Origin of the sequence: Agarilytica rhodophyticola (assembly GCF_002157225.2) — a bacterium.
Lineage (GTDB): Bacteria > Pseudomonadota > Gammaproteobacteria > Pseudomonadales > Cellvibrionaceae > Agarilytica > Agarilytica rhodophyticola.
The window spans coordinates 4,708,163-4,735,092 of the sequence record NZ_CP020038.1 but is presented as its reverse complement, the minus strand read 5'-3'; the positions used below and the strand labels follow the sequence as shown (position 1 = coordinate 4,735,092).

The 26,930-nt window shown below is 40.6% G+C and carries 15 protein-coding genes; 4 read left to right on the top strand and 11 right to left on the bottom strand.

The window, feature by feature from the left end; translation table 11 throughout:
* Window positions 1-71 precede the first annotated feature (71 nt).
* Complete coding sequence (locus BVC89_RS19660; protein ID WP_086932834.1) at window positions 72-1,955, top strand: tetratricopeptide repeat-containing diguanylate cyclase; 1,884 nt, start codon at window positions 72-74, stop codon at window positions 1,953-1,955.
* 100 nt (window positions 1,956-2,055) lie between these two features.
* On the opposite strand, the gene BVC89_RS30385 is transcribed toward BVC89_RS19660, so the two are convergent.
* The 4 genes from BVC89_RS30385 to BVC89_RS19640 form a co-directional block, all read right to left on the bottom strand.
* Window positions 2,056-3,654, bottom strand: a complete 1,599-nt coding sequence (locus BVC89_RS30385; RefSeq protein WP_245929161.1) for a serine protease — start codon at window positions 3,652-3,654, stop codon at window positions 2,056-2,058.
* A 1,092-nt stretch (window positions 3,655-4,746) separates the two neighbouring features.
* Window positions 4,747-6,138, bottom strand: coding sequence for a TolC family protein (locus BVC89_RS19650; RefSeq protein ID WP_158658040.1), 1,392 nt, complete (start codon window positions 6,136-6,138; stop codon window positions 4,747-4,749).
* Window positions 6,128-7,165 carry an HlyD family secretion protein gene (locus tag BVC89_RS19645; protein WP_086932832.1) on the bottom strand — a complete coding sequence of 346 codons (1,038 nt, stop codon included), beginning with the start codon at window positions 7,163-7,165 and terminating at the stop codon, window positions 6,128-6,130. Before BVC89_RS19645 ends, BVC89_RS19650 begins: the two co-directional genes overlap by 11 nt.
* On the bottom strand, window positions 7,158-8,873 hold the full coding sequence (locus BVC89_RS19640) for an ABC transporter transmembrane domain-containing protein (protein WP_086932831.1): 1,716 nt from the start codon (window positions 8,871-8,873) through the stop codon (window positions 7,158-7,160). Before BVC89_RS19640 ends, BVC89_RS19645 begins: the two co-directional genes overlap by 8 nt.
* A gap of 1,117 nt (window positions 8,874-9,990) precedes the next feature.
* Between BVC89_RS19640 and BVC89_RS19635 the strand changes: the two genes are divergently transcribed.
* Window positions 9,991-10,806, top strand: a complete 816-nt coding sequence (locus BVC89_RS19635; protein ID WP_086932830.1) for a hypothetical protein — start codon at window positions 9,991-9,993, stop codon at window positions 10,804-10,806.
* A gap of 152 nt (window positions 10,807-10,958) precedes the next feature.
* Window positions 10,959-12,116, top strand: a complete 1,158-nt coding sequence (locus BVC89_RS19630; protein WP_086932829.1) for an AraC family transcriptional regulator — start codon at window positions 10,959-10,961, stop codon at window positions 12,114-12,116.
* A 33-nt stretch (window positions 12,117-12,149) separates the two neighbouring features.
* Here the strand turns inward: BVC89_RS19630 and BVC89_RS19625 are convergent, their stop codons facing one another.
* Window positions 12,150-12,434, bottom strand: coding sequence for a hypothetical protein (locus BVC89_RS19625; protein ID WP_086932828.1), 285 nt, complete (start codon window positions 12,432-12,434; stop codon window positions 12,150-12,152).
* Window positions 12,435-12,826: 392 nt separating this feature from the next.
* The gene (locus tag BVC89_RS19620) at window positions 12,827-14,659 is read right to left on the bottom strand and encodes a glycoside hydrolase family 16 protein (protein ID WP_086932827.1); all 1,833 of its coding nucleotides are present in this window, start codon (window positions 14,657-14,659) and stop codon (window positions 12,827-12,829) included.
* Between the two features lie 439 nt (window positions 14,660-15,098).
* Here BVC89_RS19620 and BVC89_RS19615 point away from each other — a divergent pair, with 439 nt between their 5' ends.
* Window positions 15,099-17,570, top strand: coding sequence for a di-heme oxidoredictase family protein (locus BVC89_RS19615; RefSeq protein WP_086932826.1), 2,472 nt, complete (start codon window positions 15,099-15,101; stop codon window positions 17,568-17,570).
* 384 nt (window positions 17,571-17,954) lie between these two features.
* Here the strand turns inward: BVC89_RS19615 and BVC89_RS19605 are convergent, their stop codons facing one another.
* The 5 genes from BVC89_RS19605 to BVC89_RS19585 form a co-directional block, all read right to left on the bottom strand.
* Window positions 17,955-23,213, bottom strand: coding sequence for a DUF6531 domain-containing protein (locus tag BVC89_RS19605; protein ID WP_086932824.1), 5,259 nt, complete (start codon window positions 23,211-23,213; stop codon window positions 17,955-17,957).
* Window positions 23,214-23,448: 235 nt separating this feature from the next.
* Window positions 23,449-23,694 carry a DUF2798 domain-containing protein gene (locus BVC89_RS19600; RefSeq protein WP_086932823.1) on the bottom strand — a complete coding sequence of 82 codons (246 nt, stop codon included), beginning with the start codon at window positions 23,692-23,694 and terminating at the stop codon, window positions 23,449-23,451.
* A gap of 114 nt (window positions 23,695-23,808) precedes the next feature.
* On the bottom strand, window positions 23,809-24,360 hold the full coding sequence (locus BVC89_RS19595; protein WP_086932822.1) for a hypothetical protein: 552 nt from the start codon (window positions 24,358-24,360) through the stop codon (window positions 23,809-23,811).
* A 288-nt stretch (window positions 24,361-24,648) separates the two neighbouring features.
* Window positions 24,649-25,560, bottom strand: coding sequence for a hypothetical protein (locus BVC89_RS19590; protein WP_086932821.1), 912 nt, complete (start codon window positions 25,558-25,560; stop codon window positions 24,649-24,651).
* A gap of 307 nt (window positions 25,561-25,867) precedes the next feature.
* Window positions 25,868-26,467: a TetR/AcrR family transcriptional regulator gene (locus tag BVC89_RS19585; RefSeq protein ID WP_086932820.1), complete on the bottom strand. Its 600-nt coding sequence runs from the start codon at window positions 26,465-26,467 to the stop codon at window positions 25,868-25,870.
* Between the last annotated feature and the right edge of the window lie 463 nt (window positions 26,468-26,930).

Sequence of the window (26,930 nt, the reverse complement as noted above, 5' to 3'; positions counted from 1 at the left end):
ACGGTGCACTTGTGCATATTCTCTTTTCAACTATATTAATACAATAAGTCTAACTCCCGATTGAAGTCTTTATGCCAATTCGTTCTATTAAGCTTTTGATATGGCTAGTTTTTACAGGGGTTCTTTTTTCAGAAACCTTGGCAGCTGAACAAGTTGACGAACAAGCTATAAATAAGAAGTGGGAATCTTTCGAAGAACTTTCTCTAGTAGACGCGGCAGGCGCACTTACTAAAGTGCAGCAAGCCTATGCAAAACTTCCTGAGAGCACATCTAAGTATGAGCGTGTAATGGCAAAGCTTGCCGTTATCACTATACAGATGCGTTTGAATCAACTACCTGATGCCTTAAAAAATATTAATGATACTTATACGCTTTCACTTGAAACAGGACACCACCGTAATACCGGTGAATTATTGGCGAGGCGTGGGCGGATACTACTTAAGAACCAGGAGTTTAATAAAGCTTTGCTAGCAATAGATGAAGCGCTAGCGATGTTTGAACGTATTAATGACAAACCTTTAATCGGAATCTCTTACAATATTCGCGGGCAAATTCTGTTAGCTTTAGGTAATAAAGCAGGTGCGCTAGACGATTTACTACGTTCTTATGATATTGTCAGAACGGAAAATGATGCGACCAAAACCGCATCTGCACTGTCCGCAATTGCCAATATTTATGTAAGTAATAGTGAATATGAAAAAGCAATCGAGTATTTTAAATTGGCACTGAGTTATTTGGATCATGATAAGCAGAAGCTGTTTGTCAGCATCGTAAAAGGTAATATCGGTAGTGCAAGCATTCAGTTGAATGACTTAGATGAAGCAAAAACATATCTGTCGCAAGCGATTACTTTAACCGAAAGCCTCGGAGATAAGGTAGGCTCGGCAAGTTCAAAATTGCAACTTGCACGAGTTTATAAATTAGATAATCAGGTGTATAAATCAATTGATTTATACAGGGAAGTGCTCGCTGTTTTTGAAAGCATAAACGATGTTAGTAATGAGTTCGTTATTTATACTGCTTTGGCACAGATTTTTAGTGAGTTGAGTAACCTTGGTATGGCTACCAGCTATTTGAAAAAGGCAGAATTAAATTTTCCCGAAGTCAAAGTTCTGGAAACCAAAATGAGCTTTCATCGTATTGCCGCAGATATCTATTCCCAGACAGAAGACTATAAGAAAGCCTCAGATTCTTTGAGGAAGTATATTTCGTTTTTGAAAGAAAAATTTAAAAATGATCACAACGAAAGGTTCAATCAGCTCCAAGTACAATTTAATACCGAACAAAAGGAAATTAGAAATAAACTACTAGAGCAAGAAAATAAATATAAGACTGAAATGATTACTCAACAAAAAGCACAGTATAAGTTACTGTACACCATTGTAACCTTGATTATTGTGTTTTCATTAGTTCTTGCTTTTGGTTTGATTAAACAGGTAAAAATCAAACATGAATTTGCTCAATTGGCGTTGACAGATGAACTGACTAAAGCACCAAATCGACGAGCGATATTAGAACGAGCCGACTTTCATATTAAATTAGCCAGTCAAAAAAAATATTCTTTAATTATAGGCATTATTGACTTGGATGACTTTAAAGTGGTGAATGATACTTATGGCCACGATGCAGGGGACGAGGTTCTCAAATCATTTTATAGGTTTACCAAGCAAGCTATTCGAGAGCCCGATGAGCTTGGCCGTCTAGGTGGAGAAGAATGGCTACTGATTTTACCCAATATAGATTTAGATCAATTGGATACTTTATTTAATCGTATTAAAAAGAATGTTTCAGAACTTATTATTCCTGGAATTGATTTACCTTATTCAGTTCGTTTTTCAATGGGCGTAGGAACGGTTGATAAAGAGAATAATACAACTCTCGACAATGTCTTAAAAAAAGCAGATATTGCCATGTATAAAGCCAAAGATTGTGGTAGGGACTGCTGGGTAGTGTAGTGTTAACGCTGTTCATAAAGCCGCTTCACTTCTTTTCTATACTAAGACTGTCAATAGTGAAAGTGAAACGGCTTTGTTTAGTTATCTATAGCTTAGATGACTACTGGTAGCTCCAATTTAAGTCAACGCCACTGAAAGCGCGATAGCCTCGAAGTGAAATATACCAGTCATCCGCCTGAGGATTATCAATTGAGCACGTCTCGCTGTTACCGTTTCTGAAAGGTCGGCATTGGTAGCTAGATGTCGTTGGTTGTTGACCGCGACGAACATATAAGTCGGCGTCACCACTACCACCAGATATACTAGCTGTTAAGTTACTAGTGCCGGCGGGGACAGCGAGTCTAAAGTGAGTCCAAGTGCCTTGATTTCCTGAAAGGTCTGTTTGACTACCGGAGTTTCCTGGCGTAGGTGTTGGTGTAGGTGCTGAGCCACCGTTGTCACCCGTTGGAATTTGCCCGCCGAAGAAGCTTGAAACTTGAGGCCAAATACGAGAGATACGCACTCCTTGATTTAAACAGCCACCAAAGTGATGAAGAGCGATAACATTATTGCTGCTAGCTGCGACCACTGGCGAGCCTGAACTACCGCCAATGGTGTCACAAAAATATCCCATGTCGGTATTGGAACCTCGACCATTTGCCACGGTATCATCGATACGACAAACATTACCTGTATTCTGGTCACTAGTCACAGCGAGTTCTTTAGGATTACCTGCACCATGTTGGGGAATATAAATGCGCTCTTGAAGTACAGCGTTGCGTACATCAAGTCCGAAGTGACCAAAGTTTCTAATGCTATTGAAATTAGTAACAGTGAAGAGCGTATAGTCAAGAGTGAAATCTGTTTCAAGCATTTGAGAACCTGAAACCACTGTTGGGGTATTAGGACTTCCACTGCTACAGCTGCTACGTTGGTAATTAAACCACACTTCGGTATTACGCAGTTCTGTTTGAGAATCAACACAGTGGTTGTTAGTGAACATGTGATTATCTTCACCAACACGCCACGCTGTACACAAACCTGAGCCATTGATAAGTAAACGTGCTACTGGCCGAGTGCGCTCGAATTCGGTTGGGTGTGAACTAGCAAAACACTGTACGTCTCGCCTCTCATTTACGCCACAAGTTGATGCCTGTTCTACGCTTTGACTCAGAACCATCTGTTCAATGATTTCTTCTGCATAACCTTCCATAAAATAATCAACATTAATTTTATAGGGTTTGCCTTCGTTGCCATTGGCAATATATTTTATAATCGCGGTATCGCCGACAATGGATAAAGCCGAGAAAGACTTAACACCATTATCGCCGACGGACTTATCCACCGTAAATGCAGTGTCGCTACCGGCGCCATAAATATGAGATTGGCTGCCGTCGGCGTTGCTGACTACTACCTGGCTGCCTTCTGGAATATTAAAATCACTGAAGTGAACTTTAATAAAGCTCGCGCCATTTTTATTAATAATAATTCGTTCGTCATCGCTTGCATCAAAGCTTTGTTGGCTAGTCAATAGTGACGAGGAATAATCACTGAGATTAGCTTTAAATTTTTGTCGAGTAGCCACTGTTAACATTTGTGGCGTTGGTTGTTTTAATAATGTTGGCTCTACTTGTTTCGATTCTATGCCCGCATAGCTTAAACAACTAGTTAATAATCCTACGGCAGTTAACGAAGCACCTATTAAAAATTTTGTTTTCATAGTCTTCTCATTTTTTTAGAGTGTTGTACATCATTATGAAGATTTATTTCCGAAATACAGAAAATAATACCCGAGTTAAAATACAAGCCATGAACTTATCAATGTTATGAAAAATTGTAATTCAACATTGTTGTTCATTCGCTGGACGAATACTCGATCAACTCCCTCAAATTTTTAAACTTAATACGTGAATAAAAAACAAAAATGGCGCTTATCTTATTGTTTAAGGTGTTTTTCTAAGAAAATAGAGGATATCGATTAGATTGAAATTAAAAACAATTAAATAAGCTCTGGGAAATATTAGGCTGACTTTAGAAAAGTAGTGAATTTTAATTAAATTTTCTAATAATTTTTTAATGGCGAGTAAAAAGTATGAGTTGAGATTAATTTCGTTAACACCTGAGGTATGATAATAATAACCTTGTCTGGCTAGTAAGTTTTGACGCTTAGTTTTGTAAACAAAATAATATTTTGTTTACAAAACCATTGAAGACTTTTTAAATATAGTTGTTTCGTTTTACTATCAATATGCAAATTTGGAAAGTAAAAAGCACCACCAAATTGGTGCAAAATATTGTATTCAAGTCGCGTGTAAAAATCGATGGCAATATAAATAATTGTATTGACGTCAGATTATACTATGGCTTCTTATTAAGTTTCCTTTTTTACTTTATTTAAGATTAAATAGAATTTAATTTGTTCTCATCCCTGAAGTGGTAGTTTTTTTAAGGTCAGTTTTGATAGTATTTGAAATGTTCTTTATGCCGGCATTTTTATGCGCGTGATCGAATTTTGCAGTAATAGTTATTTCTTGCTTCGAATTATCAGTGTTTATTGGAATTGCCATGGAGATATTTAATAAATTACAACATCACCAATGGGGTTGCTGTAAGGAATTAAAGCCTAATGAACCTCGCCGAAAAAATCTGCGAAGTGTTATACTCTTTCGCTGGTGTTAGTAGTAAATAATATGTACTTGCCTAAGTAATGATATCGGCCGTTGTAGAATATATATGAGATGACGGTGATGGTAGGAATAATCAAAGGAAGGCGGTAATTGGAGGTACAACTAGTACAGGGATGGATAAACTCCTAGAGCTTATCCATCTGGTAGGCACGACCTAATAACTCGATACCCGCTAGTACATGACTTAGTTCAGCAGTGATAGCTTCGATTTCAGCCTCTGCTGAGTTTTCTTCACGTAAGTTAAGTAAAAATATATCACTTGCTCCTTCGGAAAAACGCTTTTGCTCTTGTACCTGTAATTTCTGAGCGATCTTGGAGCGCTGTAAGGATACGTCTGATTGAGCTATTGCGTTAATAAACTTTGCATGGGTTTGATAAAGAGAACCCGTTAACGTTTCTATCAAGCGCTGACGTAAAAATTCTAGCTCTCTAATTTTTGCTGTGGCTTTATTTAGCTTGCCTTTTGCTTTGCGACGTTCTAATGGCATACTAAATTGCAAGCCTATATAAGATTCAAGCCCATCTCTGGTTTCGCTGCCGGCGCCTAAGTCATGAGCAACTTTTACTTCAAGATCTACGTTAGGTAATAGCTGGTTTTTATAGAGTCGACTTTCATTACTGACCTGTTCGAGCTTATTTTCCACTTGATTGATATCAGGGTGTCGCACAATGGCGTCGGATACTAACATATCGATATTATCGCGCAAATCCATAGGGAAATTAGGTATGCCGGCATTTTTTGTGGGCAACTCTGGTCTTTGAGGTCGCCCTTGGTTATCGCGCCAATAAAGAGATAACTTGATTGCTGCTATCTCTAGTGCATTCTGGGCCTTTAGCACTTGCCCTTGACGTTTCAACAAGTTTTGTTGATGGTCGATTAGCTCTATTTCTGCCGAATCGCCTAAGGCCACACGTTTTACAATGGCCGACTGGCGTTCCTCGGCGGTTGTTAGCAACTTTTGATACACTGTGAGTTGTTGATGCGTGTTAAGCCAATTGAGATAGGCCAATGCTGCATCATATTGCACGTCGTTTTCAACTGCTTGCTGTCGCATTTTTTCCATACTACGTTGCAAGTCTGTGTTCGCTAATTCCAGCCTTTTTTCGTCTATATCTCTATCTCGTAATAAAGAAAAAGATACCCCGAAGTTGAATTCTCCTCCTTCTAAAGTTACATACTCATCTTCATAAACGGGGAATTCACCATCAGCATAACGATATTCAGCAAATACTTTGGTATTGTAGTTTTGCAAAGGCTTGATAATTTTTTGGTTGGCATACAAGCCGCTGTAGTAACCAGAAGTCCTCACGCGAGAGTTTTGTTGTAACTGCGTGTCAAAAGCACCTTGTGCGCTAAGCTGGGCAGCTTCTGCTTGTTTTAACTTTTGTCTTGCCTCAAGAATTTTTGGGAAGCTACTTCTGGTTGATGCAAGAACATTTTCTAAGCTTATCGGTTGTGAATGTGCTGAGCTAACGGACAGTAGTAAACAAAGTATAATGAACCATCTATTTACCATCTTTATAGTCACCATTTTCAATTGCCGAATACTCAGGAGGGAAATTGTTGAGCTGTCGCCAAATTTCATAACCTAAACTGACCTCACTGAGTAAAACCCAACCTTTCGCCTTACTACCTAATCGAACAAAGCCGTCACTTGGCCAAGGTATGTCGTTAGGGTCTTCGGTTAACCACACATTAAATGTGCCTCTAAGTGAGGCAACAGGCTCTATAAACTTTACCAAGCCTCCGAAGGTTCCTACAGCCGCAGCTGGCCAACCACTGAACTGTAGTACCGGCCAGCCCTCAAATTGCAGGCGTACTTTTTGGCCAGGTTTTATGAGTGGTGCATCTAAGCCACTTATTTCCATAACCACGGCTCGTTCCACATCTTTAGGGATAAAAGTGGCGAGAGTTTCTCCTGCCTTCACATAGGTGGCGCTGCCTGCTGAGGTTAAGCGTGAGATAGTACCATCTCGCGGGGCTACTTTAGTTTGCGAGGATAGTCTTGAAAGACGCACGTCAACTTGATTGACCTTGGCGAGAGTTTCTCCCATTTTTGCTTTCATGCCCTCATATTTAATGTTCGCTTGTTCTAAATCCCGTCGCGACACTAGGCCTTGGTCAAAAAGCTTTTTCCGCCGCTCAAGGTCTATGCGCGCAGTCTCGGTAGCAATAACATTCGCTTGATGTTCGTATACAACCGCTGCTTTTTCGGCATTGAGCCTTTGTAACAGATTACGATCGGTATCCACCAGAGTAACAATAGGGTCACCTTTTTTTACTGGCTGACCTTCTTGCACATGCCACTGTCCTATCTGACCCGTTACCAGGGCACTGATAGCCTGTATTCTATCTTGCGGATCAAGCGTACTAACTTCCCCCGTTCCCGGCGCAGTTTGCACCCATGGAGTAAACCATAAAACCAGAGCCAGCATTAAAATACCTAAGCCTGTCAGTTTGGCAACTAAAGATGCGGCACTGGGCAGTGTTTGTGCGGCGAGCGTGTGAAACTTATCTCTATTTCGATGATTAAGCTTAGTCATTATCGGCTCCTGCCAGCACAGTATTATCGTTATTGACTGAAGCATTGTTGCCCGAGGTTAATTTTTGTTGCTTCTCTTCCAGCAATAAGCGATGGTCAAAAATAGGGTGGTTAACTTGTTTGGTGAAATATAAAACGGTCATGGGAAGTTTGGATACTAATGACAATGTTTGCTCTAATACATTAGGGTTTAACAAGTCGAAGAATTGTGTCAGCACCAAAATCTTAGGTTGTGTTAACAAGCAAGCGGCGAGTTTTAAATGTAAAAAAGACACAGGTGATAAAGGGTCACCCAAGGGAGACAATAATGTTTTTAGGCCGTCGGGCAAATTCTCAACTTCTTCTTTAATACCTACATGTTTTAATACTGAACGAATCTCTGAAAGTGAAACCGCAGGGCATGACATTCTAAGATAATCTTCAATGCTACATTCTACGATTGGTGATCGATCGATGACTACTACGTCTTGACGCAGATGATATACATCTAGATCTTCAAGGTCACAACCTGCAAGTTGGATTGATCCTGAGCTGGGATGAGTATGACGTTTGAGTAGATGGATAATCGCACGGTGAGTGCTGCTTTTTTCTGCGTGAGCTAACACTTTTACATTCGCTGGAATTTTGAAATTGAACATATATTCGGTGTTATGTATATCGTGTAAGCGCACTTGATCAAAAACAAGCGCACCACCGTTCAGAGCATGTTTAGCGCTGTTATCAATATTTTCTTGTGGGATAGAAAATACTTGGCCAAGCTCATCAGCGGCGCCACACATTTCATAGTAGTTTTTAAGATAGTCGGCCATCTTCGATAGGCCGAATAAAATAGCAGATAGAATCAACTCAGCAGCTACTAGCTGTCCCATTGATAACTGGCCGATGATTACCAACCAACCACCGATACCGAGCAAACTCGCACTGGCAACGGCATAGAGCAGTAGAAAAGAAATCGTTTGTGCGAAAGTGTATTTAAAGTGTTTTCTGTGGCCGCTAACATAATGATTTGTAAGTGAGTCTGTGCGTTCTACTGCGTAGTCGATATGACGGGTGGATTTAAAAAACTCATGAGCATAGGCCAAGCTGTCTAACCACTTGGACATTTCGTATTTCGCATGAGAGAGCGCGACTGCACTGCTGACTGCTGAGCGTCCCCATAGTTTCCAAAAAAGTATCAGCGCTAATATGACGCCAATATTAAACATTAAGAGTATCGGATGATAAAAAGAAACAAGGCTGAACCCTACCAACATTTGTAAGACCAAAGCGAAGCCATCCACCAGTAAGAATGGAACATTCTTCTGCAATGTCATGATATCGAAGTAGCGGTTGGTAATGTCTGTATTTCTCCGTCCTTCAAAGTATTCATGGCGGGCATATATAGTATGCAGGCTAACCTCCGCTGTTAGGCGGGCATAAATTCGCCTTTCAAAATATTCCATCGTGCGGGTGCGCAAAGCAGTTAGAGCGCCGGAGACTAGCAAGGTCAGGAACAAAAGTATCGCCAGAACAATAATCGCTCGTATTGAGGCTACGTTGGCGAGAGTGTTGATTAATGTTTGTACTGCAATTGGCACAGAAAGGGTGAGCAGGCTAATTGCTAAACTGTAGGTAATAGCAACACGATAAAAACTACGATCTGGTGCCAATAACTGCCATAGCCAGGTCGCAGGATGCTTGTTGGAAGCGGGTACAGTGTCGTTTGTCATGGATTTGCTACTTACTAGTTAATAGGGGGACAGCTCTTCTATAACAGAGCTATACCGCGCGAAAAAAAGCTATAAAAAATTACCGGTATATGATAGTAGTAAACACATACACAGGTAAACACTGTTTATTCGACATTTTTATTCGAAAAAAACTGATAAAAATTTTTAGCCTACTTACCATAAGCCTTGCAGTATGAGTGCTTTGCATTATCCTCGGTGAGTGCTTAACACGAACTTCTGAAGCTACTTTTAGGCATTTGTTTAATTTCCTCCGTATCTCGTCTCTGCCACTTTCTTACTCTTGCCACTTTCATGTTCTTGCCATTTTCTCAGTACCATCCTTCTATAGTATTTGTAGGTTTTGGATCGATCGTTATATTTTTGCTGAAGATTCTATCTACTACAAGATACATACACTCCCTCCTCTCAATACCTTTTAGGCTAATTTAACAGCTCCAGTTTGATTCAGTTAGGCCAGATAGGTTCCAAACTGGAATAAGAAATACTCGGCTAGACGTTTTTTTGCAGACCATAATTGTCACCTTTTGACAAACATAAAGCTGTGTTTGAAAAGTATATTTGTATAGCAGAATTACATCAGTATTTGTCTAAGCTAATTTTTCTATTGCCAAAAAGGGAGTACTAACAATTTTTTTAATTTCAGATTAAGGAAGTGCTAACATTTTTATTTTTTTTTAATAAAAAAATATTTTATTTTTTGTTCTATTATGACCGGCAGTTTTTATTATTTTAAATGGTTTAATATAAAAAACGTTAGTAAATATTAAGGATTTACTAACGTTTTTTTGCAAGTTTAATGAAGGGCTTACTAACGGTTTTCGAAAATAATTAAGCCGGTTTATTTAAGAAAATAGCTGATATTTTTCGTGTTTTTTTATATAATAAGCAGGTCATGTAAGAGTGCTTAGCTCATATCTATTGAAGATAAATAGGGACATAAAAATGTAGCAATGGACTGTGAAATAGGAAGGCTACATGGCAAAAAATAATTTGTTCTCATCTAACACCCTTTTGATTTTTCTCGTCAAGAGAGTGCTTTTTATTTATGTATTGTATGTAATCAATATACTGTTGTAATACTTAAAAGGAATATCTTATGAAGTACATTAAATTCGTTATCTGCGCCACACTGCTTGCATTGGCGAGTATGCAGGTGTCGGCACAAACAGCGCAATATTCATTTTCAACACACACATCCAGTTTTCCCGTTTATCCTTCATTGGAATTGGGAGGCATTGCTACAGGTAAAGTAAAAACTGAGTTCAATTCGTACAATGGGCAGACGAATGTGACTAATTTCTCTGTCAATTTCGAAAATGCTCCAAATTTAAATGTCAATAACTTTAGCTTCGATCCCTTTACTAATAGCTATATTGCTATCGCTAATAATATCTGGGTATTTCGTTCGGTTCGCGTAGAATTATTATTGAATGATCCTATGTACCCCGTAGATGTGACATTTAATATATTCGTTAACGAGCAGGAGTCTTTTGTCGGTGGAAATGCTTCTCCTCTCGGCCCAATGTTGGCGTCAGGATACGCAATGTTGGAAAATACTACGCCTTTTAATGAGGTTGACAACTATACGACCACGCTCGATGGCAAGTCCGTTATTATGCGCTTAAACGGTAATTTAGGACGTAACTATGATCCCAATAAAGGTACTGTTGGAGAAGGCATTGAAGTAAAGGTACTTTGGCACGGACAGGGCGAAAAGTTACTTTACATCCCTATGCCTCTTGTCGGCTCAAACATCACGCCTATTGCTCTAGTTGTTAGTTCTATCTCTGCTCCACCACCTCAGGAGGACATCATGGAGGTATTTGTTCGCTACTCAGAAAATGGTGCTACACAAGAGAGTCCAAGGTTGCTACTGCGAGACTTTTTAGCACAAGCATTCCCTGTTTTTTAAATAAAACTATTGTATTCTTCTGCACCGACTTTAGGCGATGATTATTCATCGCCTTTTTTTATGGCTATTTGGGCCTGTATGCCCTAGGAAGAAGGGGGAGATTGGTGTATGTTGCCAGTGTTACCAAAATATAACGATAACGAGGTGATACTGTGTCTGTGCTGCTATTTAATATTAATGATTTGGCACTTATTCTTGCTATTGCTGCATGTTTATTTCATATTGGCCTGTTGGGTTTACAAAATACAGTGACTCAAAAGAATATATTTCTATCGCTCTTTTTATTATGTATTGCGCTGACTTTTTTGGACGCACTTATTTATTGGTCTCTGGCGATTAAGAGTCAACTACTTTTGTTGTCTCCTCACATTTTCTTTATTTTTAAAGTCTCTCTTTTCTTACAGGCGCCACTGTTATTTTTTTATGTAAAGTCCGTTCTTTTTTTCAACCTAACATTAACACCAAACAGTGCTTTGCATTTTTTACCTGGAATATTTTTTATCATTGCTATTCCACTGATATACCATTCTCTAGGTGAGCAAAATTTAGAGGCGGGTATACATAATTACTCTATTCTTTTTGCCGATCCGATTTTTAGATTTTTTATGTGGTTGTCAAAACTGTCCTATATTGTCTACGGCTTTTTATGTTTAAGAATGCTTCAGGCCCACAGCCAAAAACTAAAAGATAATATCTCAAGTATTGACAAAGTTAATGCTGATTGGTTGCGTTTACTTGTGATTGGCTTTGTATTTCTTTGGTTATGGGACACTTTAGCCCAAGCGTTGACACAAGTTAATTTATCCGGTCATATCTTGTCCTTGCTTAAGAATTATGCTCACTTAGCTCTTGTGGTAACCTTGTTGTTTCTCAATATCTCACGGGCCAGTTACACTCTTAAACACAATGCTTTGGAAGTAGAAACAACCTTTGCCACACAGTTATATACGACAGAGCATGTGCAAAGAATTAATGAGGCGATGAATCATCGTCAAGTGTACCTTGACCCAGAATTATCGCTGAACAAGTTGTCTAAGGTAACTTCATTGCCTAAACGTTTATTGTCAGCGATTATAAATAAGCACTATGAGAGAAATTTCTTTGAGTTTGTCAATTATTATCGTGTTGAACATGCGAAAGATGTTTTAGCTAAAGATGGAGCAGGTGTATCTATGATCGATGTGATGAACCGCTCTGGTTTTAATAGTAAATCGGCATTCAACCGCTTTTTTAAAAAATTTACTGGCATGACGCCAACACAGTACCGTGCGTATTGTGCCTCTCAAAAACTTATTAAGAGTATATCATAGGGCCTGTTAACGGGCCCTAGTAGAGCTTGTTCGCTAATTTCCAAATGAAATATTGTCCCAATAGTACACTTCTTCTCCCGCGATAGCTCCTGAAGTACCAAAGTTGAAAAATATGGAGGCTTTATCGAAACGCCAGCCTGGTTGAATTAATGGCTCGGTACCCAGCACATGATTATTAAAGTCGAATATTAATTCATGCCATTGGTTGGCTTGTGTTGTGTGAACCTCACTCTCAACACTATGCGCAGGATTACTATGATCTTCTAATTTTAAGCGGACTGGAATATTTTCTCGGGGCGAATACAACCAAACTTTCATAAGGCTACTAGTTTTTGTTATCGGAATTATCGACGCAAACCCTTCGCTAGGGCCTGTTCACACTAATTTAACCGCTCCTGTTTACACTCAAAAGCGCTAATCAAGACGCGAAGAGTGTAGTTTAGTCGCTCTAAATGAGCGATGAGTAACGCAGAGTAGCGCCTTTGAGTGCAAACCCGAATAGCCACATGGATGTGGTGTATTAGGGCAGTGCAGGAGCAACTGCCAAGGGCTGGTAGCATTTTTCCGCCTAGCGTCGTTAACACGCACTTATTTATGCCTGTATGGATACAGGTAATTAGAGCAATGCAGGAGCAATTGCCGAGAATAACTAAACGGCGTTTGTGTTGCCTAGCTAGTCGAAAAAATGCTTACCAGCAGGTGCGATTCCATTAGTGTGAACAGGCCCTAGTACTCATAGTAGTACCTGCCCAGGTTTCCGCATTTTGCGTCCTTGTCGTCATGGCTACTCTACCAGCAGCGCCAGTTGGATCACTCGTTAATATTGTGGAGACTCCGCCGAAGTCTATTCGAGAATAGTCTACCTGCTCATCCTCAAAAGTAACGGGCAGATCTACCTGTGCTTTTGGGCTTGGGGGGATGGTGGGCGTAGTTGTGTCTCCATCTGCTGTTGTAAAGCGAATATTGTCAATAAGTAAACTTATCGCACCTGTCGGCTCTATAACGAAGGGGTTGATAATATCTGACAAGGTCGCGATGCCATTTGCTAACGAATTTCTTCGTGTCGCAAGCTCTGTTACGCTTATACGTATTTCTGACCATTCATTAGTGTTGTCAATAGGGACTTCTATATCACTGACATTTGGCCAACCACTGTCAATCTTTATCAATAAGCTGGTAGCTGGATTACTTACGCTGTTATCGACTACCTTCAGTTCGAATATAAGTGTGCTGCCTGCTGCGAAATCACTTAAATCTACACGAGGTGGATAGGCAAAATATACATTCCCATTGACACCCGTTTTGTCGACCCTGAGCACACTGCCGCGATTAGTTTCAGCAACTTCAGAAATGGCAATTTGGTTATCTGGATTATAAGAGCGTAACTCCAGTCCCTCGGTAACACCATTGTTATAAAGTGTGTACACAGGCCCTGAACCATAGTCACTGCTTGAATCCACTACTGGTGGAGCGGTATTTCCTGCTACCAGCTCGGCGCTATTGCCAAGATTTGCACAACCGGCACCAGTAGTAGGTGACACCGCGCACTCATAGACGCGCACATAGTCGATAACTAATGTCTGAGGAAACACCGATTCGTCGATACCTTTCTCATTGACATTACCTGCCCAGGCGCCACCTACGGCAAGATTTAATAACATGTGAAATTTTTGATCAAAAGGGGAGCCAGTTGGCCCATTTATCATGGTGCCGCTTTCGTCCAAAAATTGGCTGTACCAGCCACTTTCTCTTTGGGTAGCGAAATGATGATCGTCTACGTACCAGCGTATTTCCCCGGCTTCCCATTCCACTGCATACACATGAAAGTCATCGGCAGGATTAACACCATTAGGTAATTTATAGTCAGTGCCGGAATTAACGTTATCCGGCCAGCTTCTTCCGTAATGTAAGGTGCCGTGAACGCGAGCCTCTGAAGTTCCTGGTGGTGCTTCTGCTTCATCTGATTGTGTTTTTAAGTTGACCGCTTCCATAATATCAATTTCGCCAGATGCGGCCCAACCACCGTAAACATAGTCAGTGGGCAGCATCCATATGGCAGGCCAGGTGCCTTGGCCCTCTGGAAGTTTGGCTCTAATTTCAAAGCGGCCGTATTTCCAGTCGCCTTTGTTCATGCTTCTTAGGCGGGCAGAGGTATAAGGCAAAGTTGCATTGTTGCCGGCGCTACCATCAGGTGTTGCAGGTCCGGTAAATTGTTCTCTGCGTGCGACGATGTTGAGCATGCCATCGTCGATAAATGAGTTGATAGCTCGGTCTGTATAACACTGTTGCTCGTTGTTACCGCCTCCCCAACAATTGACTTCGTGGCTCCACTTGCCAAGATCAATGTCAGGCCCATCAAATTCGTCATTCCATACCATCTGCCAATGACGAGTATGGCTATTTACTGGCAGAGGTGTTGACGAGGCTTGTGAAGAGGTTTCAAAAGTAGGGGATGAGGAATCAGAGCCACCACAAGCTAACAACGTGGCACTAAGTGTAATGAGTAAGAGCACTTTAGTTGATAGAAACTGAATGTTATTCATTATTCTTTTTTCCGCTAAACAAGTTGCAAGAGATATTACCGCAGCTTACTTTCCACTTGTTGTTAGGTCGACGCAGTAAACGTCTGATGTAATGGCACCTCTACTAATAACAAGAGCCAAAAATAGTATGCGCAAAGTGGCACTTGTCTGGTTTTACGCGTTTGCTTGATTTTGAACTTTCTAAAATCCGTTAGCAGAGGGCATTTTGATCTCTATTGGAATACAACCTCAACAGTATCACTTTCGCATCGTATATCAGGTCGACACTTCACCATGAGAAGCTCAAGTTAATACTAGTGTTGGCAAAACAATCACTAATAATGACAAATATATTCAAATTGTTTTCGTAATAGCGAGATGGAAATGTGAGCTTTAATAATTTTTTATTAGTGTTAGTTATGACGACAGTTCAATTCACTGGTATTGCTTGGAACTTTTTATGACTTCTATCAAACAGCTATCTTCACGATATTTTGTTTATCTGCGTTTATTTCTCAATTGGTTTAATTCATCTATAGCTTTTTTGCTATGCATGGTGACATCTACTGCTCAAGCTTCTTTTCCTGATCGGGGGATGGTGGATAATATACCTATGTTTAACTATAACGGTCAGGCGGAGCCTGCCATAAATGATGTGAACAAATCGCTTCCAGAAATTAGCGGTATATACCGAAATGGCCCCTCTAGCGTTACTTTTTTTGTTAATTCCAATGCTTGGTCAGATGTCCATTACTCGATCAATACAGGTAACCAGCTCAATGTTCGTATGCATCATGATAGTGGACGTAATACCTACACCATTAATAATTTAAGCCAAGGAGATCGCATTAGTTTTAATTTCACCTACTGGAATGTGGATCATGCGGTGGATACTAAAAGACAAACCTATCGTTTAAGTGGTTATCCTGCTCCAACAGCGAGTGTGACGCCCACGCCGACATCAACACCAATACCTACAAATATTCCTTCTCCTACATCTACCCCGGTGCCCAGCCCAACTTATCCCCCTTCGCCTAAAACTGTAGTGCCTCTGTTTGATCCTTCGACAAAACTAGAGCCTGTTACCCAATTCGATCGCGGTGATGCTTTGGTGACACGCTTTGCGGATCGTGGAAGGGATCGTCATGCGAAAGAAGATGAGTTCCAGGCCTACGACCATTATTTAACGTTTTATTGGGAACATCGAACAGCGGCTATAGAAATTGTCGACTATGTTGCCAAGGGTGGCAACAGCGTGAGAATGAATGTTACTACCCAATGGCGTTTGGACGATACGGAAGCGGAGAACCGTTGGTTTTATCGTGGTGTTAATACAGTGGCAGAATACTATGATAATGGCACTATGAATCGTATTGGTGACTTTCATTATTACAAAGAACGAAACTGGAATGTGAGAGAAAATAGGCCTATTCAAATTGGTGATAAAATTGAATTTGAGATCAGCCAATTTCTTACCAATAACCTTCCCCGCGGTCGCGCAAATTATTACGGAACTACCTATTTGTACATTGTTGGCGAAGGGCTTGTTCCTTGGGATACAAATAAAGGTTTTGTTCAAGGTGGGCCGCTGCATCAAGAAGATTCTTTTAAAATTCCTAAAGCTGCTTGGTTAGGTGGCAATACCACATTGCCTTCTATGGAAACTAATGAACCTGATAATCACTTTATGCAGATGGCAACTAACTTAGGCTATGACAACGGTCAGCCTTTTGTTAAGGGACGACGTATCCACCATACATCTTTTGTTGATGGTGCTCATGATGAAAATCCGCAAAACGGTATTTTTAGTGAAATGGTAGGTAAAGCGGGAAATCATTATATCAATCAACGTTGCTCAGATTGCCATGAGCGTAATGGTAGAGCTGCGCCGCCAGAAGTAGGCCAAACACTAGATAAATGGGTGTTTAAGGTGGGAGACACTGAGGGTAAGCCCGACGTAAATATTGGCCGCGTGCTTCAGCCTAAAAGTGCTAATAATGCTATCAGTGAAGGTGAAGTGACTCTTGCATTTTGGGAAGATGTTAACGGCTTACGTAAACCTCATTATCAATTTACTCAATATACACCAGTGAGATTCTCAGCACGTATTGCCCCACAGCTCGTTGGCTTAGGTTTATTAGAGGCGATTGCGGAAACATTGATTTTAGCTCGTGAAGACCCAGAGGATAGAAATGGTGATGGTATTTCAGGTAGAGCACAGAAATTAATTGATCCTGTCTCTGGTGATATTCGTTTAGGTCGCTTTGGCTGGAAAGCGGGAAGCTCAAGTTTGCGGCATCAAATTGCTGCGGCATTGAATACGGATATTGGTGTGATGACGTCTGTCTTACCTGAACCCGATTGTGGTACAGCGCAGAATGATTGTGGCAGGGCTGGTTCAGAATTAGGGGATGAGCACTTAAATAATCTTGTTAAATATATCGCTTTACTTGGGGTTAGGCCCCAGCGAAATGTTAGTGATTCACGTGTTAAACAGGGTAAAGCGTTATTCTCAGAGATTGGTTGTGCGGATTGTCACACACCTACATTACAAACCAGTCCCTTTCATCCTTTTGCCGAGTTGCGCGAGCAAACAATTCACCCCTACAGTGATTTATTATTGCATGATATGGGGCCTGGCCTTGCGGATAGTTTAGGTGAGGGAGAAGCGTCTGGGTCGGAATGGCGAACGACGCCTTTGTGGGGACTTGGTTTAAGTGCTTGTGTGACAGGAGGCGTTATTAACCCAACGGGTCGGCAAGGTGATGAACGTTGTTCACCAGTGCATAGTTATTTACATGATGGTCGCGCTAGGTCAATTGAAGAAGCCATTTTTTGGCATGGTGGCGAAGGACAGAAAGCAAAACAAAATTATAAGAGCCTACAGACTGTAGAAAAACAAAACATTCTTATTTTTCTACAGTCATTGTAATAGCAGCTCTAATAAAAGGGCAGCTTAAATACTCCTTTCTCCATGTATTATTTTTTCTACTGCCCCTCACTAGGGCCTGTTCACACAAATTGAACCGCGCCTGCTGGAGCGTATTTTTTTCGTATTCTAGGCGCTGTGAGTGCTGTTTGGTCATTCCAAATGAACGAACAGCAACGCAGAATATGGGAAAAATACGCCCAGCCCTTCGGGTCGTCCCTAAAACACGCCATTTGTCGTTGCTCGTCACTTATTTGGCCCACCAAACTGCGCTTCTCGTGCCTAAACTGGCGTGTTTTAGGGGCGACAGGAGCGATTCCATTAGTGTGAACAGGCCCTAGCAGTGAGGGGCTTTTATATGATCAACAGTTAAGGTATTGATCTCTTCTAATCACAATGAGTTTTACCGTTACCAAAGGCACAGTCCAGTGCGCCCATCGCATAAGAGTCAGCGTTATGTTTTGCTTTATATGTATTGTTTTCCGACCAGGGCCTACGTATAGCTGAAGCACGAGCGGAAGAGTTTGCATACTTCTTATCGCCAACGGCTATGCCAGCATTGTGGGCCATTTCATGTAGGATGACGCCGGGCCGACTTGACCAGCTACCTGTACGCGGAGGTGTGGTATCGGTGGCACCTCGCCATCCCCAGAAACTTGGGCATATACGGATGTAGGCGTGGCGACTGGCGAGTGTCCAGGCAAGGGTGTTGGCGTTGCCGCACATTCCAGTTGTGCGTTCTTTAAAGGTAACTACATCATTTTTTGAGCGTCGATGAATATATATTGCACTTCGTCTCAGTTCGTCGGTAGATGCACGTGAGCGCCAGCTACCAAAAAAATCAAATAAGTTTTGACCATCGCCATAGTAGCGATTGCGTTTTGAGTTTGAACTATAAGGTTGCCAGACGAACTCAAGTTGTGCGCGCAAATGCCAAGCACGAGATTGCGCGCGGCTCATCATACTATTTTTAATGCGTGATTCCTGGCTACTGCTAAATCCAATAAAATTAGGTGTTTTCCAGGTACCATCCAAGTCAACACTTGTCTGTGGTTGATTTCCTGCATAGGTATATGGATTACCTAAAGCTGAGCTGTCTGCCCAGCGTCCGGCAGGGTCAACAGTAAGAAAACGGCCAAGCTTTGGATCTACTATACGGTGCCTAGCGTAGTAATAACCGAGACCTTGCAGGTAACTCAAGCCGCCGAATAGTCTTGTATTATGAAATCTACTCTTGTTTGAAGTCATGCCTCTATTATCAATAAATACAGGATGTCCGTAGTCAGAATAGCTATAGCTTTCTCGCTGGGTATTGCCGTCGGCATCAAGTAATATTGCGTTTGTTACAGAAGATACATCATTATCAAAATAAAAAAGGTAGTTATCTCGATTATTATCTAAGTTGTGACGTACTATAGGACGAGAATTTTTTTCATCTGGATAAATAAAAGAATAGGTAACATGTACTTTTGTATCACCCTCTGAGAATTCGCGTTGTTCTTCGAGTATCTGTTCGCCAAACCAAGTGCGTGTATTTTTATACACTTGCTCATTATCACTATTCGTTTGTGTCACATCGATAATGCGATCTAGTGGGTCATAGGTAAGTTGAGTTAAAACAGTATTGTTTCCTATGCGCTCATTTACTGCCACTAAACGATTTTTAAAATCATAAAGTAACTGGCGATTTCTGCCGTTGTTATTTAGTGCGCTAAGTGATGTTAATGAGCCTTTTGCGTCATATTGTAGCCGCTCGCATGGTGTGCTGCGATATTGGTTGCGTAAGTTATCGACTACATAATTTCCACTACAGCTGTGTTCGCTTTTTATTGCTTGATGTGATACTTCAAGCCAATTCCCGGCGGCATCATATTTATAGGCAACATCAACGGTATTGTTACCAAACAGCTGTTTTTCACTTTGCACGGTTCGACCTAAAGCATCGTAAGCATAAAGTTCATTGTGATTGGAGGACGTTACAGAGGTTTTATTACCAGCGTTATCACTTGCATAGACTGTATTACTGATAACAGTACCGTCAACAGAGTGTTCAATTTCAGATATTTGGCCTGTACCGAGTCGCGTATAAATCGACTCTGCATTGATAAGGGGAAATCCTCGTGTTTGTAGCCAATCTGGGCCGAGATAGCCAGAGTTAGCAAGGACGTTATTATTGTCAGAAATTTCAATAATTCGCCCTGCACTGTCACGCTTGAAATGTAATTGCTTACCCGAGGGATATCGCAAGTTTGTTGTTAGATTATAACGATCAACAATGACTTTAGCTGCTCGTTGTGACTGTGCACTTTTTTCTGAGGTCGCTGTATTTAAAGAATTATACTGCCAATAAATAGTGCTCGCATCATTCGCAGCCATAACACGATTAGAACTTCCGTCATAAGCGAACTTTTCAAAAGTAGTTGTATCCTGGATACCTCGCCCAGTGGTTACTTTTACTTCAGTAAGTCTGTCGAGTAAATCGTAATACATCTCTGTAATAGTGCCAGCAGGATCACGGTGCCATAATAAGTTGCTGCTACCATCGTAACGCATTTGCTCATATGTGCCGTCGGGATAATTGATACGGGTAGGGCGGCCTATGGCATCATATTTTGTATAGGTGATGTTTCCTAGGCCATCACCTTGGGCGACTTTTAAGCCTGAAGAATCCCATTGTCGCTCGATAGTAATTTGCTCACCGTTATTTAATTGGTAAGTTGCCGATGTTTCATTACCTCTATCATCATATTCATAAGTGACAGTATGACCGCGTTCATCGGTCACACTTGTTTCACTGCCACGGGAATCATAGGTATAGTGGCGAGAAGCATTGCGTTCATTGATGGTCGATACTCGGTCGCCATAAGCGTCAAACTCTTGTGAAAATTTAAAACTCATGGTGTTTTTATTGTGCTGGTCATGAATATGGTAAGCACGGGATGTGACTTGATTTAAAGGATCTAAACCCCGAGTGCGTATAACATTGCTAGCACTAATCTTACCTGTATCTCTGCCGGCAGAGTCATACTCACGCACTGTTAATTTGCCATTGCTGTCGATAGCTTCGGTGGGGCGGTCTCGATTATCTAATAGCACTGAATGGCTTACCCAATTGTCGTTTGCGGATGGGCCTTCTTTGGGATTAAACAACCTTTTTCGTGTTGTTGTTATGCGTTTTATATCGTCCATTTTAATTTCAGTATGAGAAAGTAAAACGTTATTAGCGTCTCCTTTAATATCTACGAGCTCACCGTATTTTCTTATAGATGTTATGCGATCAGCTAAGTCTCTTGTAAATATTGTTTTATTACCCATCGGATCGACTTCTTCTGTTTGTCGCCCCCAGCCGTCGTAACCGTATTGCCAAATACGAGGCGTACCGGTAGCGTCTTCAATTCTCTGTACAACATTGTCTAAGTCGTCGTAGATAAAGTGGGTTGCCGTGGTTTCATCTTCGTTGTGTGCATGTATTACTTGTGCTAAGCGTCCATATTCATCCCACACATTAACTTTGTTAGCACCTTTACGAGAACCGTCCACATCACCGGGAAAACGTGTAGTTTTAGATCTGCCCAAGCCGTCGTAAGTTTCTATAGTTGTAGCCCAGCGAATTTCTCCTGTGGAGGCATCAATACCATTTTCTTCTTGCGTGACAACAGGGTTGCCCAATATATCTAGTTGGTAATTAACATCGATAGTTGGGTTGTCACGAAGCACTTGATTATTGTGGTCAACGTTGAGGTACGATACACCTACCATTTGGGCTTTAGCATCATAACGTCTCAGGTCATAGCGTCGTACATTATCTTTTTCTGGTGACCATTCGATAAGAATCTTATCTGCCTCATTAAACTCCCGCTTGGTATCGTGTCCTCTTGCATCAATTTCTCGAATATTATTTCCGCGCGCATCTACTTGGTACTTTGTGGTTAGTTTTAATGTGTCAGCATCTTCAATAACAGCTGCTAGATAACCAGTGTAATGCCCTTGGTCATCATTATTACGATCATAATAATGATATTCAGTGCGCTGGCGTACGCCATTATCATCAGCGGGATAAATATGCTCTATTAGCTGACCAAAACTATTGTATTTCCAGTCCGTACGTTTCTGCCGAGCATTTAAAAAGCTATGGTTCAGTAGGTTACCTGATTGATCGTAACTGAAGAGCTCTGTTAAATTGGAAGGGTCGGTAACGCGACTAGCAAAGTCAGCGGTGCCAGAGGAAGCAAAGTTATGGTCGTACTCATATTGCCAACGACGCTCATTACCTGTTGGATCGATTTCTACTTTTGTAAGTAGACGACCACGTAAATGTGCTGCAGCTTTTGTGGGATAGTGAAACTGTATTTGTGAACCGTTGGGCTTAGTCATTAAAGTGATATTAAAATAATCATCATGGCTATAACTAAAGCTACGTTTACTTAATCTATTTTCACCTACTAAAGGATTTTTGCGTGTATGGAAAGGCTTACTAGGATTCGCTTTGCCTGTAAATTGTGTAAGTTTTCTCATGCTATTACGATGATCAAAATCGTAAGCACTAACCACACCTTCTGCATCGTTTAACCATGTACGAATACTAGTATCTTCATCATCACTACGCTCATATGCTAGCTGAATAGCATGGCTTGCGTTTTGTCTTTTCTGATGAGTTAGCCTATCATAGTTGAGGCTTTTAGAGTCGCTGGTCGATGAGTAACGGTTGGTTAATACTGTTTCGCCATTCTCATCGATAATAGAAAGTAAGTTATGGTTTAGTTGGGGGTCACTAAAGCCCGTGGTATAAGTGTATTTAATATTTCTGGATATATGTTTAGTATTACCAGCGGTATCTTTCTCACTTGTTAAACGAGGCAGACTAACTTGAATTAAATCACCATTATTAGCCTGTCTTGTATTGCGTTTTGCGTAACTGTAACTGACACTTCGACCACTAAAATCGGTAACACTAGCGACGCGCCCATGACTGTCATGTTTTATGGTATACGCTCTATTTAGGGTGTCTGAGATGTTTGTTAACTGGTGTTGTTTATTATAATTAAATGTGAGGGTATTACCGTTACGGTCTGCGATGGTATCAATTTTTCCTGGCGCTACAGAATCATTTAGACCTCTAAAAATCCATTTGCCTCCTTCTGGAAAGTAGACGGTAACGATTTCTTGTTCATCAATATTGATAGATCGCTGATATCCTGCTGACTCGTAGTCTCCTTTTTGCGTTTTTGTATAAAGGGCAGGCTGGTTGTAAGCATCGTGTAGGCGAAGTCCTTGAGCATGCTTTTTAATGTAAATATTGTACGTATGATTCCAGCCGTGTCCCATACTTTCATCGCTCGAAAAGCGTGAGCGATAATGGCGGGCCCAAATAAAATCTAAACCGCGCCCTTCAACGTGTAAATCGATATTAGTATCGACAAATTCGCCGCTGTATAAATGCGCGGGTGAGGGTGTGCATAAAACTCCGTAACATTGATGGCGATGGGCTGGAGCGGCTGGGCTTACTTGCGGCGGTTCAGCTATGAAATTATTCGTTGCACTTAAAGTGCTAGCATGTGCATCGTTAAATGGTAAGTTTGAAATAATACTAGAGTACATTACTCCAATACAAAGTTTAGAAAGTTTCTTAGAAACTAATATAGACATAATGTATTTATCCAATCCTTAGGTAATATAAGAAAAAATGATGCGTCGCTCTTAAAAGTAAAAGCACGCGTAGTTTTCTATACAAGAATTGGCAAAGACACCGGACAATAAGCTTTAACAGTATTTTGATAAGCTCAGAATCGCCAGTAACCGAGCTTATTGCCAGTAGTATAAAGATTATATGGAGAGTAGGTTATTTAGTGCTTAAAAAATCGCTAGAAATATGAATCCAGCGTTAGTCACTATCAGAAATGGCATTGTCGGAAATAACGAGAGCCATTATTTTTCTAACTATCGGTGCAACAAAAATCACTGTGGGGAAGGCAATAACAAATGCAAAGCACCATGCTTTTAGCCATATTAGCAAGATGTTATGAACAAATCCTATATTAAAAATGCTGATAGCCAAGGACATAATGCCAGACATAATTAAAGCCATAAAAAATGCGAAAATATAGGAGGTATATTTGGCAGATATCAATTTTTAATCCAAGCTTTACCGTAACGATAGTGATGATGAAAAATATACAGAACTAAATCCTATATGAGCGACCAATATCGTGCAACTGGTCGTTCATATAGTATCAGTGTTTTGTCATTGGTTCCTTGGACATTTAACCGGCGTAATACGCATCCATACCTTGTTTAAGCCTACACTGCTAAAACCATGTACTTTGGCACAGTCACCCGCGGCGAGCTGGCCTGTCACTTTCGGCTCAGGTGGACTCAACATGCTGAGCCAAGTTTTAGTAAAGTTGCCAAATGCGGCATTGCGAATCTTGACTTTTTTCGTAGCTTTTACTGTTTGATTGGCCGCAAACTTCTGGTCGCCCTCTAAACTTCGGAAGTTCCACTTATTATTGTCGTAGCCCTTGCCCAAATATACCCATTGCTCTTGCTTTTCTGCGAACGCGGCTGTTCCCATAACAGCAAGTAATATAGCACTTACACACAAGGTAACAATAGAGAGGTTTTGTGTGTTGATATGGAATCCGCCATTTTCTGGGTTATATCCAGCATTTACTGCACTTTGACGTTTGGTGAGTGTGAGTTTTATGACGGATAAAAGGAATGCTATAACAGCGGTAAGCGTGATTATGATACCTATTAGCTCCCTTACTCCGAATGTTGGTATTGTTGTTTCCATAATTCCCTCGTTTTGATAGCTAAATAGCAAGCGCGCACTATTCTTAAACTTCAATACAGATTAGGCCTGGCTGTCCCCGGTTGAAAAATTACTCTATGTTTAGGTATACGTACACCAAAGAGAAACGTTGCAGGACAGACATATATAATTGGACTTTTATTAATTGATGCTAATCTGTGCCCATCCGCATCAGTTTGACGACGGCTATTTTTCTCTTAAACCTTAGTACTTTAACTCTATTTTCCCTGCAGAGCCTATAATTTACGCGCCAATAACTGTTTTAAAGCCCTAGCTTAGGCTAGCGTACAAGGCGTTCATGGTAGTTAGTGAGGTTTGTTGACAAACTATCTCATCTATCTGGCCATCTTTGAATATCAATTGCGCCGAGATCTGGCCCTTGTGTGTATGCCGTATAGTGAGTGCTTTAAAGGACTCGCCAAATATTCGGCTGAGTTTAAGACTTTCCTGCGGGCAGGTTGATTCAGCATTTTCAACCAGGTAGAAAGAGTTGAGTAGCTGTCGCGTGTCTATACTGTAAACCGTTTCCACTGTCCCGTGTATGGCGCTGTGCTTAAGCAATATTTCACCATGTACCGTCACTTGCTGTCCTTTATTTTGTGTGTCAGCCAGGGAAAATAATACTGGGGCGTTAGTGTTAGGGATAAAGCCACCGTCATAGGGTTTGGCGTAATATCGAATAGTGATAGCTAGTGGCAGGTTTTTATCAGTTTTGGATGTACTACAGCGGATTTGTAACACGACCTCACGGGTAGCGTAATAAAAATCGTATAAATAGTTAGCGATATTGTCTAATGTTTGACAATCAATTAACTCGAACTCCTCACCTTCTGCAATCCGTTGGAGCTGCATTTTTTTATCTTCTCTATGGTAGCAAAAGTGTGCCTTACCACTGTTAATCTCTGAGTAAAGAGAGTAGCCGGCGAACGTGCGATGCTGGATTTCACCGATGCTGGTATTAGTGGACACTTCACGTGTTTCGTCGAGCCATTTTAATTTTAAGGGATAGGCATTATGGCGGTCTACCAATAACCAATGTACCACGATGCTCGGATGAAAGCGCTTTGATTTGATGCCATCAAATAATTCGCTACGGGCGACTTCAAGCACATATTGATTGCTATTTAATGCTTTGTATGCGTAAACAAAATGATAGCTGTTGGGATTTAGGGTATGGCTCATGATACAAGGTTCTAGACAGTGAAAACTTGAGCAGTCTAAATCTTCTATCAATCAGAAACAAAGAAAAACTTAAGCAGAGTAAAACATGACTGTGTAGAAAGAGTCAGGTTTAACAATATGAAGCCGTAAAGTATGTGTTTTTATTTTTTAGCTTACAGCACATTGGTATATGGAGATCGGGGTTTGACCTAGTATGAATTAAAATATTTATGCTGGGGTCTGTTGGCGCTACTAGTACCAACAGATCCTAGGTCAAATAAAGCACAAATTGCAGATAAGATTCGTTCGCCGCACGAGTATGAAGATTTTATACTTCATTCTGCTCCAATTCCTTAATGCCTAGTTCCCTTTTGATGGTGGCGATAGTTTGCATGATGTGGTTGGTATCTTTTTTCGCTCGGCTAACAATAAGTGAGCCTTGTAGTGCATCTATAGCAAGGCTTGCACTAAGAGATGAACTGCTATCGAAGGTAAATACGCCTGTATTTTTACCGAGAGTAAAGATATCCGTTAACCACTTTTGGTTATCTTGGATAAATAGTAGTACTTCTTGCTGTATTTCTTTTGGAAGTATTGTGTACTCACCAGCAAGGGCAGCGGATAGACATATTTTTTCGTGATTGTCTCCAAAGTCCATATAAGAGTCTATATATAGATCCAGTGCGTTGATGGCATTTGTCTGATAATTAGCGGTTGTATCTAGGAGTTTTGCTGTGAATCTTTTACGGTAACGGCGAATAACATCTAAGCATAAATCAATTTTACTTTGATAATGATTTAATATATGTACTTTCTCCACTCCGATGACGGAGGAAATATCCTCAAAGCCGAGGGTGTTGTATCCCTTACTTTGGATAAGATACTGAGTCGCATCCAGTATTTTTTCGCTTATGGCAGTGTATTCCATAAAGTTCTCTATCACTCAAAAAATATACGAAGTAAACTTTAGCTAGGATATTGTTCACACTAAACTTAATAGATGTGAACAATATCCTAATTCATCCATGAACTAATTTTTATCTGCTCTGCATAATCGATGGCTTATTGCCACTGATTACGATGGTAAGTCCCTTTTCCACGAGAACCTATTGAAGTTATCAAGGCTCTCTCATCATGTATTGATGTGTATTTAATTTAACCAATTATGATTGGGTCGAACAGTAAATATTATTAATACTGACTAACAGGTCTAATTGTTTCAATTTTTTTGCCATTTAGTACTTCAGAGGCTTGAAATAATAATTTTTTTTTATGTCCTAAAATGTCTTTTTGGTGCCAAAGTGTCTTTTTCCTGTCGAAATGCTCAACTTATTTAGAGTAAAAACATAGGCTTTAAGGCAAAGACATAGGTAATTTTACACCTGGATTAG

Excerpts from the sequence above, each read along its gene's own strand:
- BVC89_RS19660 (WP_086932834.1), top strand. The coding sequence starts at position 72 with ATGCCAATTCGTTCTATTAAGCTTTTGATATGGCTAGTTTTTACAGGG.
- BVC89_RS19595 (WP_086932822.1), bottom strand. The coding sequence starts at position 24,360 with ATGGAAACAACAATACCAACATTCGGAGTAAGGGAGCTAATAGGTATC.
- BVC89_RS19625 (WP_086932828.1), bottom strand. The coding sequence starts at position 12,434 with ATGAAAGTTTGGTTGTATTCGCCCCGAGAAAATATTCCAGTCCGCTTA.
- BVC89_RS19605 (WP_086932824.1), bottom strand. The coding sequence starts at position 23,213 with ATGTCTATATTAGTTTCTAAGAAACTTTCTAAACTTTGTATTGGAGTA.
- BVC89_RS19635 (WP_086932830.1), top strand. The coding sequence starts at position 9,991 with ATGAAGTACATTAAATTCGTTATCTGCGCCACACTGCTTGCATTGGCG.
- BVC89_RS19640 (WP_086932831.1), bottom strand. The coding sequence starts at position 8,873 with ATGACAAACGACACTGTACCCGCTTCCAACAAGCATCCTGCGACCTGG.
- BVC89_RS19645 (WP_086932832.1), bottom strand. The coding sequence starts at position 7,165 with ATGACTAAGCTTAATCATCGAAATAGAGATAAGTTTCACACGCTCGCC.
- BVC89_RS30385 (WP_245929161.1), bottom strand. The coding sequence starts at position 3,654 with ATGAAAACAAAATTTTTAATAGGTGCTTCGTTAACTGCCGTAGGATTA.
- BVC89_RS19615 (WP_086932826.1), top strand. The coding sequence starts at position 15,099 with ATGACTTCTATCAAACAGCTATCTTCACGATATTTTGTTTATCTGCGT.
- BVC89_RS19650 (WP_158658040.1), bottom strand. The coding sequence starts at position 6,138 with ATGGTAAATAGATGGTTCATTATACTTTGTTTACTACTGTCCGTTAGC.
- BVC89_RS19620 (WP_086932827.1), bottom strand. The coding sequence starts at position 14,659 with ATGAATAACATTCAGTTTCTATCAACTAAAGTGCTCTTACTCATTACA.
- BVC89_RS19585 (WP_086932820.1), bottom strand. The coding sequence starts at position 26,467 with ATGGAATACACTGCCATAAGCGAAAAAATACTGGATGCGACTCAGTAT.
- BVC89_RS19590 (WP_086932821.1), bottom strand. The coding sequence starts at position 25,560 with ATGAGCCATACCCTAAATCCCAACAGCTATCATTTTGTTTACGCATAC.